Origin of the sequence: Streptomyces sp. CBMA123 (genome assembly GCF_014596465.1) — a bacterium.
Classification (GTDB): domain Bacteria; phylum Actinomycetota; class Actinomycetes; order Streptomycetales; family Streptomycetaceae; genus Kitasatospora.
Window position 1 is genome coordinate 1 of the sequence record NZ_MECK01000164.1, and the last position, 11,954, is coordinate 11,954.

The 11,954-nt window shown below is 74.8% G+C and carries 13 protein-coding genes and 1 pseudogene; 5 read left to right on the forward strand and 9 right to left on the reverse strand.

Annotated features, from left to right (window positions below; translation table 11 throughout):
• The coding region (locus BG452_RS19610) for an FtsX-like permease family protein (RefSeq protein ID WP_188305640.1) at window positions 1-1,144 on the reverse strand (1,144 nt) is incomplete at its 3' end.
• Window positions 1,141-1,851 carry an ABC transporter ATP-binding protein gene (locus tag BG452_RS19615; RefSeq protein WP_317621135.1) on the reverse strand — a complete coding sequence of 237 codons (711 nt, stop codon included), beginning with the start codon at window positions 1,849-1,851 and terminating at the stop codon, window positions 1,141-1,143. The genes BG452_RS19610 and BG452_RS19615, both read right to left, overlap by 4 nt.
• 218 nt (window positions 1,852-2,069) lie before the next feature.
• On the opposite strand from BG452_RS19615, the gene BG452_RS19620 reads away from it, so the two are divergent.
• From BG452_RS19620 to BG452_RS19630, 3 genes and pseudogenes are all read left to right on the forward strand, one after another.
• A complete protein-coding gene (locus BG452_RS19620; RefSeq protein WP_317621136.1) occupies window positions 2,070-3,404 on the forward strand; it encodes a sensor histidine kinase in 1,335 nt (444 codons plus the stop codon).
• 46 nt (window positions 3,405-3,450) lie between these two features.
• A complete protein-coding gene (locus tag BG452_RS19625) occupies window positions 3,451-4,164 on the forward strand; it encodes a response regulator (RefSeq protein ID WP_188305642.1) in 714 nt (237 codons plus the stop codon).
• Window positions 4,165-4,220: 56 nt separating this feature from the next.
• Window positions 4,221-4,868, forward strand: a pseudogene (locus BG452_RS19630) (LodA/GoxA family CTQ-dependent oxidase); the annotation flags it as partial.
• On the opposite strand, the gene BG452_RS19635 reads toward BG452_RS19630, so the two are convergent.
• From BG452_RS19635 to BG452_RS19650, 4 genes are all read right to left on the reverse strand, one after another.
• The gene (locus BG452_RS19635) at window positions 4,765-5,448 is read right to left on the reverse strand and encodes a response regulator (protein ID WP_188305643.1); all 684 of its coding nucleotides are present in this window, start codon (window positions 5,446-5,448) and stop codon (window positions 4,765-4,767) included. The pseudogene BG452_RS19630 and the gene BG452_RS19635 sit on opposite strands and share 104 nt — an antisense overlap.
• Window positions 5,445-6,791, reverse strand: a complete 1,347-nt coding sequence (locus tag BG452_RS19640) for a histidine kinase (RefSeq protein ID WP_411292974.1) — start codon at window positions 6,789-6,791, stop codon at window positions 5,445-5,447. The genes BG452_RS19635 and BG452_RS19640 overlap by 4 nt, the downstream gene beginning before the upstream one ends.
• Before the next feature lie 157 nt (window positions 6,792-6,948).
• Window positions 6,949-7,797, reverse strand: coding sequence for an ABC transporter permease (locus BG452_RS19645; RefSeq protein WP_188305645.1), 849 nt, complete (start codon window positions 7,795-7,797; stop codon window positions 6,949-6,951).
• On the reverse strand, window positions 7,794-8,732 hold the full coding sequence (locus BG452_RS19650) for an ATP-binding cassette domain-containing protein (protein WP_188305646.1): 939 nt from the start codon (window positions 8,730-8,732) through the stop codon (window positions 7,794-7,796). Before BG452_RS19650 ends, BG452_RS19645 begins: the two co-directional genes overlap by 4 nt.
• 189 nt (window positions 8,733-8,921) lie before the next feature.
• On the opposite strand from BG452_RS19650, the gene BG452_RS19655 reads away from it, so the two are divergent.
• Together BG452_RS19655 and BG452_RS19660 are read left to right on the forward strand one after the other, a co-directional pair.
• On the forward strand, window positions 8,922-9,410 hold the full coding sequence (locus tag BG452_RS19655) for a GNAT family N-acetyltransferase (RefSeq protein WP_188305647.1): 489 nt from the start codon (window positions 8,922-8,924) through the stop codon (window positions 9,408-9,410).
• Window positions 9,407-9,856 carry a DUF5946 family protein gene (locus tag BG452_RS19660; RefSeq protein WP_317621137.1) on the forward strand — a complete coding sequence of 150 codons (450 nt, stop codon included), beginning with the start codon at window positions 9,407-9,409 and terminating at the stop codon, window positions 9,854-9,856. The genes BG452_RS19655 and BG452_RS19660 overlap by 4 nt, the downstream gene beginning before the upstream one ends.
• 204 nt (window positions 9,857-10,060) lie before the next feature.
• Here the strand turns inward: BG452_RS19660 and BG452_RS19665 are convergent, their stop codons facing one another.
• The 3 genes from BG452_RS19665 to BG452_RS19675 all read right to left on the reverse strand — a co-directional run bounded on the left by BG452_RS19665 (window position 10,061) and on the right by BG452_RS19675 (window position 11,748).
• Window positions 10,061-10,630, reverse strand: a complete 570-nt coding sequence (locus BG452_RS19665) for a hypothetical protein (RefSeq protein WP_188305648.1) — start codon at window positions 10,628-10,630, stop codon at window positions 10,061-10,063.
• Window positions 10,627-11,205: a hypothetical protein gene (locus BG452_RS19670; protein WP_188305649.1), complete on the reverse strand. Its 579-nt coding sequence runs from the start codon at window positions 11,203-11,205 to the stop codon at window positions 10,627-10,629. The genes BG452_RS19665 and BG452_RS19670 overlap by 4 nt, the downstream gene beginning before the upstream one ends.
• A gap of 117 nt (window positions 11,206-11,322) precedes the next feature.
• Window positions 11,323-11,748 (reverse strand): ATP-binding protein, encoded by a 426-nt coding sequence (locus BG452_RS19675; protein WP_188305650.1) that lies wholly within the window; start codon window positions 11,746-11,748, stop codon window positions 11,323-11,325.
• Between the last annotated feature and the right edge of the window lie 206 nt (window positions 11,749-11,954).

An 11,954-nucleotide genomic window follows, 5' to 3' on the forward strand; every position in this document is an offset into this window, starting at 1 on the left:
GCGCCGCCACGGTGCCCAGCCGTCCGCCGCGCAGGGCCGGCACCAGGGCGGCCGCGGCGACCGCCGCCAGCGCACCGCCGGCGACGGCCAGGTCCACCCAGGGCGCGATCGTCAGCGTCCCGGTGCCGTAGGCCGTGGCGGCCTCGCCCAGCACCGGCACGGCCAGCAGGTTCGCCAGCAGCACGCCCAGCAGCGTGCCCGCCGAGGCGGGGATCAGCGCCTGCGCCAGATAGGCCCGGACCACCTGTTCCGGGGTGAAGCCCAGGGCCTTGAGGATGCCGATGCGGCGGGTGGCGGCGCTCACCGAGCCGCCCACCACGATCGCGATGACCAGCACCGACATCACCAGGCCGAGCGCGCCGAAGGCGACCACGAACGGAACGAAGGTGGCCGAGGACTTCTCGGCGGCCCGCTTCACGGTCAGGTAGGAGGCGGCGGAGCCCAGCGCACCGGGCGGCACGGCGGCGGCCAGTGCCGCCCGGTCCGCGCCGAGTTGGGCGTCCGTCGCGGCCTGGCGGAAGCGGTAGAGCATCTGGTGGTCGGGCCGGGCGCCCGGCGGGGTGAGCCGGGCGAGCGTCGCGGGCGGCACCCAGGCGTCGGCGGTGCCGGTCATCGAGGCGGCCAGGCCGACCACGGTCAGGCTCGGACGGCCCGGCAGGTCGGGAAAGACCACCTGGTCGCCGACGTCCAGCGGCGCGTGGTGGGCCTCCAGCACCACCTCGCCCGGGCCGTTCGCCCACCGCCCCGAGGCCGGCCGCAGTGCGTCCACCGCTCCCCCGGGGTCGGCCCGGCCGACGATCCGCAGCGGCTCCATCTCCCGGCCCACCGGCATCCCGGACGTGTTGGGCCCGACGTGCGGGCTGATCGACAGCACCGGGTACGGTCCGGCCGCGACCGTCACCCCCGGGAGGTGCGCGGTCGCGGCGGCATCCGCCTCGGTGCTGCGCGCCGCGTCGTACTGGGCCGTCAGCTGGGCGCCGTGCTGCGCGGCGAACGCGGTGTCGAAGGGCGCCTGGGAGGCGACCAGCAGTCCGGCGGCCAGGACGGCGGCGGTGACGGCCATCAGGGTGGTCAGCAGCACCGCCAGGGTCTGCACCCGCTTGCGGCCGACCCCGGCCCGGACCACCTTGCCCAGCGCACTCATGCGCCCGCCTCCGCCCGGCCGTCGTGCGCGATCCGGCTGTCGTGGGCGATCCGGCCGTCGACCAGCTCGATGGTGCGGGTCGCGCAGTCGCGGGCCAGCGCGGCGTCGTGGGTGACCAGCACGATGCTCTGGCCCTCCCGGTGGAGGCCGACCAGGAGGTCCCGCACGTCCGCGGCGGAGGCACTGTCCAGCGCGCCGGTCGGCTCGTCGGCGAGCAGCAGCGCCGGACGGTTCATCAGCGCCCGGGCGACGGCCACCCGCTGGCGTTCCCCGCCGGAGAGCCGGCCGGGGAAGGCCGCCGCGTGGCGGGCGATGCCCAGGCGCTCCAGCAGTTCGGCGGCCCGTCGGCGCGCCAACGCCCTTGGAGCACCCGCGAGTTGGGCCGGGAGAAGCACGTTGTCCGCCACCGTGAGGTCGTCGAGGAGGTGGAAGAACTGGAAGACCATGCCGATCCGCTCGCGCCGGAAGCGGGCCAACTCGGCCTCGCCGAGCCCGTCCAGGCACAGCCCGGCGACGGTGACGGTGCCGGTGCTGGGCCGGTCGAGGCCGGCGATCAGGTTGAGCAGCGTGGACTTGCCGCTGCCGGAGCGGCCGAGCACGGCGAGCGCCTCGCCGGCGGCCACCTCCAGGTCCAGGTCGGCGAGGGCCGGTCGGCCGGAGTCGTACTCCTTGCGTACGGCGCGGATCTCGATGGCGGGCGGGGTCACGGGGTCTCCAGGGAACGAAGGGATCAGCGGGCTCGAAGCTAGGCCTGGCGCCCCGTCACCCGCGTCCGGCACGGTGACGAACCCTCGTCGGCCCCGGCGGGTCATCCTCGGGGAGGAGGCCGTTCGGCATCCTCCGCACGGAGGATGCCGCTGGTGCGACAGCCGCTCGTCGGGCGGAGGGATGCGCCGGGCCGGGTGGTCTTGCCAGACTCCGGGCCGTGGAACTCCGACCGCTCTCCGACCTCGCCCGCCGCTGGTCCGCCGGCCTCACCGCACTGCGCACCACGGCCGCCCCGCCACCCCGGAGCACCGGGTGGTCCCGGGCCGCCGACGCGGCGCTGGCGCTCGCGATCACCGCCGGCACGGTCGGCAGCGCGCTGGACCGCTCACCGGTCAGCGTCGCGCTGACCGCCCCCACCCTGCCGGTCGCCCCGGACGGCGTGCCCGCCGTACCGCCGCCCGCCTACGGGATGGTCGTCCACCACTACGGCGCCGTGCAGTCCTGGCAGCTGGCGCTGGCCGTGCTGGCGGCGCTGCCGCTGCTGGCGCGGCGCCGCTACCCGCTGTCGGTGTGCGGGACGGTGGTGGCGGCGAGCCTGCTGTTCCACCTCAGCCCCGGCTTCGACCCGCTGGCCACCTTCCTGGCCTGCGTGGTCGCCGTCTACAGCGCCGCGATCCACAGCACCCGACGGGTCCCGGCGCTCGCCGGTGCGGCGGCGGCGACCGTCGTCCTGGTGGTGACCCACGAGTCCAGCGTGCCCGCGCTGGAGTCCGGGACGGCGACCTTCCTGTTCCTGGTCCCGGTCGCACTGGTGGTCAACACGGTGCGCACCTGGTCCCTGCGGGAGCAGGCGCTGCTGCGGGAGAAGGACCAGGCCGCCCTGCTCGCGACCGAGCAGGAACGTTCCCGGATCGCCCGGGAGCTGCACGACGTGATCACCCATCACGTCAGCGTGATGACGGTGCAGGCCGGCGCCGCCCGGAAGATCATGCGGATCGACCAGGCCGAGGCCGAACACACCCTGCGCGCGGTGGAGTCCAGCGGCCGGGCCGCGATGACGGAGCTGCGCCACGCGATGGACCTGCTCACCATGGGCGAGACCGATGACTTCTCGGACGACGACGCCGAACTGCGGCCCGCCCCCGGACTGGGCCGGCTGCCCGCGCTGGCGGAGCGGGTGCGCGGCGCCGGGGTGCCGGTCGAGCTGACCGTGCTGGGCGAGCCGGTGCAGCTGCCGCCCGGCATGGACCTGGCCGCCTACCGGGTGGTCCAGGAGGCGGTCACCAACGCCATGAAGCACGCCCGGGGCGCCCGGGTGCGGATCACCGTGGAGCACGCACCGGGCCGACTGACCCTGGTGGTCGCCGACTCCGGCGGCAGCCCCGCACCCGCCGCGACGTCCGGCACCGGGCGCGGCCTGATCGGCCTGCGCGAGCGCCTGGGCGTCTACGGCGGCACCCTGGAGGCCGCCGCGGCGCCGGACGGGGGGTTCCGGGTGCGGGCCGTCATCCCCCGGGAGGCGCCGTGCCGACCTCCCCGACCCGGGCAGTAGATTGACCGGCGACCGACAGCGAGAACCACAACGGGGGCGGGACGGCATGAGCGGGACGGACGACGCGGACGAGCGGTCCGGGCGGCGGCTGCGGGTGGTGATCGCGGACGACCAGGAGTTGCTGCGGACCGGCTTCCGGCTGATCTTCCGGGCCGAGGGGATCGACGTGGTCGCCGAGGCCGCGGACGGGCTGCAGGCCGTCGAGGCCGTCCTGCGCACCACGCCCGACGTGGTGCTGATGGACATCCGGATGCCCGAGCTGGACGGCCTGGAGGCGACCCGCCGGATCTTCGCGGAGCTCCCGGCCGACGCCGTACCGCCCCGGATCATCATGCTGACCACCTTCGACCTGGACCGCTACGTCTACACCGCGCTCGCCGCCGGGGCCAGCGGCTTCCTGCTGAAGGACGTCTCCCCCGAGCAACTGGTCGGCGCCGTCCGGCAGGTGCGGGCCGGCGACGCCCTGCTCGCCCCGAGCATCACCCGTCGGCTGATCGAGCGCTTCGCCCGCCAGGACGCGACGGACGAGGCACTCCACCGGGACCTCTCCGCGCTGACCCCGCGCGAACTGGACGTGCTGCGGCTGCTCGCCCGGGGGCTGAGCAACGCGGAACTGGCCGAACGGCTCGTCCTCGGCGAGACCACGGTGAAGACCCACGTCGCCCGGATCCTGTTCAAGCTGGGCCTGCGCGACCGGGCCCAGGCGATCGTGGCGGCCTACGAGTCCGGCCTGGTCCGCCCGGGCGCCGCGCCGTCCTAGCCCGGTTCCACCCGAGGACCTCGGCGTCATGGGCCGGTTCCGACTGCGAGGTCACCTGGCCGATCCGCCACACCACGCTGTACAGCGAACCGCTGCGCATCCGCCACCGCCCCGAGGGCAGCGCCGAACCCGACGACGGCGACAAGCTCAGCCAGGCCCGGGCGCTCGGCCCCGACGGCCCCCCGCACGAACAGGGCCCCGGCGACCTCACCCGCTGGATGGCCGTCCCCTGGCAGACCGACACCGCCAGCTGCCGTTCCGGCTACGAGGCCGGCGCCAACCTCGGCCCCCGCTACGACCCCTACCTGCCCACCTGCTGGCCCGCCCGGGTGCCCAACCACGTCCTCAAGGAGAGCGACTGCCGGATCGTCAACAAGGAGACCGCACAGACCGAGGAGGACGGCCGCGAGGCGGCGTTCGCCAAGCGCGCGTCCTGGCTGCGCGGACTCAGGGGCGACTACAAGCAGCAGCTCAAGCAGTCCGTCGCCGAGTTTTACGACTTCGGCATCGTCGAGCCCCAGCAGCCAGGCGTAGCACGGCGGACAGGCGCCCGGGGCCGCCGCAGTGGCGGCCCCGGGCAGCGATCTTCACCGACCGGCTTCACTTCGCGATCGGTGGGTTGGGCCGGGTCAGCCCCCGGTCGTAGGCGAAGATCACCGCCTGCACCCGGTCCCGGGCGCCGATCTTCGCCAGCACCCGGCTGACGTGGGTCTTGACGGTGGATTCGGCCAGCACCAGCCGCTGGGCGATCTCGCTGTTGGTCCAGCCCTGCGCGATGGCCACCAGGATCTCCCGCTCGCGCTCGGTCAGCGCCTCCAGCCTCGGGTCCTCGACGGGCGCCGCGCCGGCCGGGCGGACCGGCAGGTGGTGGGCGTAGGCGTCGAGCAGCCGCCGGGTGATGGCGGGCGCCACCACGGCGTCGCCCTCGGCGACGGCGCGGATCCCGGCCAGCAGTTCCTCCGGCCGCGCGTCCTTGAGCAGGAAGCCGCTGGCCCCGGCGCGCAGCGCGGCGTGGGCGTACTCGTCGAGGTCGAAGGTGGTGAGGACCAGGATGCGCGAGCGCCCGCCGCCGGCGACGATCCGGCGGGTGGCCTCGATGCCGTCCATGCCGGGCATCCGGATGTCCATCAGCACGACGTCCGGCCGCAGGTCGGCGGTGAGCCGGACGGCCTCGGTGCCGTGGGCGGCCTCGCCGACGACCTCGGTGTCGGGCTGGCTCTCCAGCAGCATCCGGAAGCCGTAGCGCTGCAGTGGCTGGTCGTCCACGATGAGGACGGTGGTCACGGGTGGCCGCCTGTCGGGTCGGGGGTGAGGTCCAGTACGGCCTCCACGGTCCATCCTGCCCCAGGGCCGGGGCCCGCCGTGACGGTCCCGCCGTAGAGGGCCGCGCGTTCGCGCATCCCGGCCAGGCCGTGGCCCTCGCCGTCGGGGCGCACCGGGCGGGCGCCGCCGGGCGGGCCGCTGTCCTGGACGCGCACTCGCAGCCGGGTCGCGTCGACGGTCAGGATCACGTGCACCCGGGTGTCCGGTCCGGCGTGCTTGAGGGTGTTGGTGAGCGCCTCCTGGACGATCCGGTAGGCCATCAGCTGGACGCCGCGGTCCAGTTGGTCCGGGTCGCCGCCGACGGTGTACACCACCTGGGGGCCGGCGGCGCGGATCCGGGCGCACAGCCCGTCGAGGTCGGCGATGCCGGGCTGCGGGTTGAACTCGGCGGCCTGGTCGGCCTGGTCGCGCAGCACGCCGAGCATCCGGCGCAGTTCGCCGAGCGCCTGCCGACTGGTCTCGCCGATCAGCTGCAGCGCCTCCCGGCCGCGCTCGGGGGAGGTCTGGGCGGCGTAGGCGCCGCCGTCGGCCAGGGTGACGATGACGGACAGGTTGTGGCCGATGATGTCGTGCATCTCCCGGGCCACCCGGGTGCGTTCGGTGGCCGTGGCCAGCCGGCTGCGCTGGTCGCGCTCGATCTCCAGCCGGGCGGCGCGCTCGCGCAGCCCGGCCAGCTGGGCGCGCCGGATGCGCACCGCGATGCCCAGGGCGACGGCCGCGGTGGCGGCGCTGACCAGGAAGAACAGCGCGTCCCCGACCGGCAGCCCGCCGCCGGAGACCTCGACCGCGACCAGGGCCATGGCGCCGGCCATCATCGCGCAGGACCACGCCAGGTGCCGCAGCCGGCCGTGCAGGGCCAGGCTGTAGAGCGCCACCAGCAGGGCGGCGTCGGCGCGCAGTCCCACGCCCAGCGACCACTGCAGCACGAACACCGCCATGATCGCCGCGAAGGCCTGGGTGGGCCGCCGGCGGCGCCACAGCAGCGGCACCACCAGGCCGGCCTGCAGGGCCAGGGTGCCCAGCAGCGGCAGCCGGGCCAGGTTGAGCCGGTGCTCGTGCGGACCGCCGTCGTTGTGACCGGCGAAGTCGCCGTGGCCGGGGAAGAGGTCGGGCAGGCAGAACACCAGGAACGCCGCGACCACCACGGTGGCGTCCAGCACCCACGGGTGCCGGCGGTCGGCCTCGCGCAGCCGCTGGCCGATCCGGGCCAGCCGGGCGAACAGCGGGTGGCCGGGCAGCGTGTCGATGGCCGCCGACGGGCCGGCGGAGGTGCGGTCCCCGCTCACCGGGTGGTTCTCGCTCACCGGCGCGTTCTCCCTGCTGGTCGTGCGTGTCCTACGGGTCATGCGGCTCTCGGACGGGCCGTGCGGTTCGTACGGGCCATCCGGATCGTACGAACGGAGCGGTGCGGCGCCGGTCTGGTCCGGCGCCGCACCGCGAGTGTCCCAGGCTCCGCCGGGCTCAGGCGTCCGTGCGCTTCAGCCGTACGGCGGCGCCGGCGAGCGCGAGCACCGTCCAGCCGAGGAAGACCAGCAGGCCGGCCGTCGGCGAGAGCGTGGTCGAGTCGTGGTGCAGGGCGAACATCGCCTCACCGGCGTGGCTGGGCAGGTACGGGCTGATGTGGCTCTGCCAGGAGGTGGGCAGCAGCGAGGTCAGGCCCGGGATCAGCATCAGCGAGGCGACCAGGACGGCGATGCCGCCGGCCACCGAGCGCAGCAGCGCGCCGAGGGCGACGCCGATCACGCCGACCAGGGCGAGGTAGAGCCCGGCGCCGAACAGGCCGCGCACCACGCCGGTGTCGGAGAGGGTCATCGCCGCCCGGGTGCCGGACAGGATGCCGCTGTCCGCCGAGAAGGTGACGAACACCCCGATGGTGCCCAGCACCAGCGCGATCAGGCCGTACACCGCGGCCTTGGCCCACAGCACCGGCAGGCGGCGCGGCACGGCGGCCAGGGTGGAGCGGATCATGCCGGTCGAGTACTCGCCGGCCGCGACCAGCACCCCGAGGACGCCGAGCGCCAGCTGGGCGAAGTTGGTGCCGAACAGGGAGAGGCTGAGCGCGCTCGCGTCGGCGAAGTCCCGGTCCATCGGGCGGCCGGAGGTGATCCGCGACTTGAACTGGAAGGCGGCGATCAGGCCGAAGGCGACCAGGAACAGCAGCGCCAGTCCGAGGGTGATCCAGGTGGAGCGCAGCGACCACAGCTTGGCCCACTCCGAGCGCAGCACGCGCGCGGCCGTCACCTTGTAGGCGGGGCGGGCGGGGCGCGGGTCGGCGCTCTCCGATGTCTGACTGGGGGCGATCGTGGTCATGCCGCGCTCCTCTGGGTGTCGGAGGTGGTCGTGGTGCCGTGGTACTCGACGGCGTCCCGGGTGAGGTCCATGAAGGCCTCCTCCAGGGAGACCGTCCGGGGGGTCAGCTCGAACACCGCGATGCCGTGCTCGGCGGCGGTGAGGCCGATCTCGCGGGCCGTCCGCCCGGTGACCAGCAGTTCCTCCGAGCCGGAGCGGCCGGTGATCTCCACGTCGGGGCCGGCGAGCGCCGAGCGCAACCGGGTCGGGTCGGCACTGACGACCTTGACGACGTCGCCGCCGGCCTGCTGGACCAGCTCCTGGACGGTGGTGTCGGCCAGCAGCTTGCCCCGCCCGACGATGATCAGGTGGTCGGCGACCAGCGAGACCTCGCTCATCAGGTGCGAGGAGACGAAGACGGTGCGGCCTTCGGCGGCGAGCGAGGTGAGCAGGTTGCGGATCCACAGCACGCCCTCGGGGTCGAGCCCGTTGACCGGCTCGTCCAGCATCACCGTGGCCGGGTCGCCCAGCAGGGCGGCCGCGATGCCGAGCCGCTGGCCCATGCCGAGCGAGAACGCCCCGGCTCGCTTGCGGGCCACCGACTGCAGGCCGGTCAGCTCGATGACCTCCTCGACCCGGCGGCGCGGGATGCCGTGGGTGTGGGCCTGGGCCATCAGGTGGTTGAAGGCCGAGCGGCCGGGGTGGATCGACTTGGCCTCCAGCAGCGCGCCCACCTCCTGCAGCGGCGCGGCGTGCTCGGCGTACCGACGGCCGTTGACGCGCACCGAGCCGCTGGTGGGCGCGTCCAGTCCGACGATCATCCGCATGGTGGTCGACTTCCCCGCCCCGTTGGGTCCGAGGAACCCGGTCACCGCCCCCGGCCGGACCGTGAAGTCCAGCCCGTCCACGGCGGTCTTCTCCCCGTACCGCTTCGTCAGCTGGTGCGCCTCGATCATCGCTCGCCCTTACGTCCAGGGGCCGGGCCGTCCCGGCCGCCCACGTTTCCACGCTAGGGCCGGGAGCGGCCGGATCCGTGGCACCGCGGACTGATCATCGGACGGCGTGTAGTACCGCGGTACCACACCCTCGCCCTACCCGGGGAAACTCGCTTTCGCCGCCCGGCCAGGCCGGGCGAGGATGGCGGCATGGACGATCGGAAAGTGACCCTGCGTCAGATGACCCCGGCCGAGTACCAGTCGGCCACCGAGATCCGCGAGGCCGACACCATCCGTGAACTGGCCAGGCTGATGCCGGAGGAGCAGGCCCGCGAGCGTACCCGCCAGGGCACCGCCAGGTTCCTCCCGGACGGCCCGGACACCCCCGGCCACCACCTGGTCGTCGCCGAGGACGAGTCCGGCCGGACGGTCGGCACCGCCTGGATCGGCCCCGACCCCCGCTCGGAGTCCGGTACCTCCACCTCCGCCTGGCTCTTCCACCTCCGTGTCCTGCCCGAGTACCGCCGGCACGGCTACGGCGCCGCCATCCTGACCGCCGCCGAACAGCTCGTCGCCCGCCTGGGCGGGACCGACCTCGCCCTGAACGTCTTCGGCGGCAACGACGCGGCCATCGCCCTGTACCGCCGCTGCGGCTACGGCGTCTCGGCGATGTCCATGAGCAAGACCGTGCGCGGGTGACGGGCGCCGAGCCCTGCGGGGAGTGCGGTGCCCGGGGGTGTGCGGGGCTGTTCCACGGGCTGCTGGCGCTGGACCACTCGCGGGCACAGCCGTGGGGGCCGTTGCACGGGGTCTCGGTGTCCTGCTTCCTGTTGCAGCACCCGGGCCGGCTGCCCGGGGACGGCGGGGCGGGCGCGCGGGGGTTGCTGCGGGCGTACCTCGACGGCGGGCTGCCGGCGGTGGAGCGGCTGGTCGGGCGGACCCGGCGGGCGAACTCCCACCGCGTGCCGGGCAGGCCTCCGACGGGCGCGGCGGTGCGGCCGGGAGGGGAGGCGCCGCGGGGCGGGTTCGCGGTGACCATCGAGGAGGTCGCGGTGGACGGGACGTTCCCGGCCGACGGCTTCCCCGAACGGGTGCGGGCGTGGGCGGCGGCCACGCTGGCGGCATGGGGCGACGACGGGGCGTAGCCGCTCCGGGACCGGGACGGGACCGTCGCCCCATGCGCATGGGGCACCCCCGGCGGTGCCATGGAGGGGCGGGTCGACCGGCCTGCGCAATCCCCTCCCTGGAGGACAGCATGAGCGCCAGATCGGCCAGCCCGGTGGCGGTCGCCGCCAGGCGCCTTCAAGGGAAGGCGCCCCGACTTCCGCCCTCGCCCCGCCGCCCTGCCCTCAGCTGCTGAGCAGTCGGTCGAAGAAGGCGCGGTACTGCTTCAGCGCCACCCGCAGCTCCTCCGTGTCGGCCTCCCCGTCGCGGTTCCACTGGCTCTCCAGCCCGTTCTTGCGGCCCGCGAAGTACTCGGCCAGGCGGCGCATCAGATCGGCGACCAGCTCGTCCGCGTCGCGGACCGCCTCCCGGGGGTCGTCGACGAAGCGGGTCTGCACCTCCTGCCACCGGGACCGCAGTTCCTCCGCCTCGCCCGGCGGCAGCAGGGACTCGCGCTCCCCCCGCTCCGCCTCACCGTCGGCGGGCAGCTCGCCCTCGACGGCGCGGCCCGAGGTTCCTCCGGCCGCCCCCGTTTCCGCCGTATCCGTTTCCGCCGTATCCGTTCCGGCCGCCTGCGTTCCCACCGCCTCGCTTCCTCCGGCCGTGTCGTCCGCGCGCGGCTCCGCCGCCGCCTCGGTGGCCTCGCCGGGGTAGACGGGCCGCTCCCTCGTCTCCGGCGGCTCGTCGGCCCGCACACCCGCGAGGATGTCCTCGGTCGACGTCCGTCGCTCGTCGTCGTGGTTCATCGGCGTCATCTCGGTCGCTCCGTTCCGCCTCGTTCCGTCCCACCCCTTTCCGGTCCGCCGTCGAGGAGCGCGTCGAACAGCGCGCGGTAGTGCACCATCGCGCCCCGCAGTTCCTCGGTGGTGGCCTCGCCGCGGCCGGCCTCGGTGTTGACGGCGTGCGCGGCGCGGTAGTGCTCCAGGGTGCGGCCGTGCTCGACCGACAGGTCGCGCAGCCGCTGTTCGTAGTTCTCCGTCGGGTAGCCGCGGTCCCGCATGAGCGTCGTGACCAGGCGGTCGGCGTCCTGAACGGCGGCGCCCGGCCGGTCGACGAACTCCTGCTGCACCTGGATCCAGTCCTGGCTGTAGCGCTGCCTCGCCTCGGCCGGCAGCGGTCTGATGTCCAGCTCCTGGTGGCGCAGCTCGCGCTCCCGCAGCTCGCGTTCAGCCGCGATCCGGCTGTCCGACCTGTTCACGGTCCGTTCGTACTCGGGGCCGAATCGTTCCCGCAGCCGGCGGCGGCGGTTGACGAACCACAGCACCGCGACGGCGAGGACCACCACGACGGCGATCGGCACGATGATCGCGACGAGTTCTCCTGTCGACATCGGGCCCTCCTTGCATCTTCGATGCCGAGCCGCTGCCCAGTACCCGGGGTTCGAAACGCCTGTTCCCGGACTTCACCGACCCGGCCAGGCAGCGCCGGCCCCACGCACGACCAACCGTCAGTCCTCGGGGACCCGCAGCTCGCACCAGACCGTCTTGCCCGCGCCCGCCGGGCGCCAGCCCCAGCTCAGCGCGAGGCGGCTCAACAGGACCAGGCCGAGACCACCGGTGTCCCCTTCGCCGTGCGGCAGGCGCGGCAGCGGCGGGCGCCGGCTCGCGTCGCTGACCTCGATCCGCAGCACCCCCGGGCAGCGCACCAGGAGCAGCGCGCCGGGTGCGCCGGTGTGCCGGACGGCGTTGCCGACCAGCTCGGAGACCAGCAGGACGGCGTCGGCGACCACCAGGGGATCGGCCACGTCCGCCAGGAAGGCGGCGGTGCAGGAACGCGCCTCGGCGACCACCCCCGGCCGGGCGGACAACGGGAGCCGGCGCGCCCACGGCCGCGCGGAGGAGCGGGCCCGCGCGGGCACCCGGGCGCCGCCCATCCGACCACACCTCCCTCGTCCCTGTCGTGTCTCCGGCCCTACCGAACCGTCCGCCCGGGCCGCAGCCTCGGTCGACGACCGGACCTCACCACCCGAACCTCAATGCCCGAACAGGTGCCGGCCGCGCCGCGGCTGCGGCTCGCGCGGGATGCCGGCGGCCCGGCCGCCTTGCTCGGCGGCGCGCTCCTCCGGGCTCACCGGCGGGG

What these genes read in the sequence shown, in the direction of transcription:
- BG452_RS19655 (WP_188305647.1), top strand. Translation starts at nt 8,922, where the DNA reads ATGGACGATCGGAAAGTGACCCTGCGTCAGATGACCCCGGCCGAGTAC.
- BG452_RS19670 (WP_188305649.1), bottom strand. Translation starts at nt 11,205, where the DNA reads ATGTCGACAGGAGAACTCGTCGCGATCATCGTGCCGATCGCCGTCGTG.
- BG452_RS19665 (WP_188305648.1), bottom strand. Translation starts at nt 10,630, where the DNA reads ATGACGCCGATGAACCACGACGACGAGCGACGGACGTCGACCGAGGAC.
- BG452_RS19650 (WP_188305646.1), bottom strand. Translation starts at nt 8,732, where the DNA reads ATGATCGAGGCGCACCAGCTGACGAAGCGGTACGGGGAGAAGACCGCC.
- BG452_RS19675 (WP_188305650.1), bottom strand. Translation starts at nt 11,748, where the DNA reads ATGGGCGGCGCCCGGGTGCCCGCGCGGGCCCGCTCCTCCGCGCGGCCG.
- BG452_RS19645 (WP_188305645.1), bottom strand. Translation starts at nt 7,797, where the DNA reads ATGACCACGATCGCCCCCAGTCAGACATCGGAGAGCGCCGACCCGCGC.
- BG452_RS19625 (WP_188305642.1), top strand. Translation starts at nt 3,451, where the DNA reads ATGAGCGGGACGGACGACGCGGACGAGCGGTCCGGGCGGCGGCTGCGG.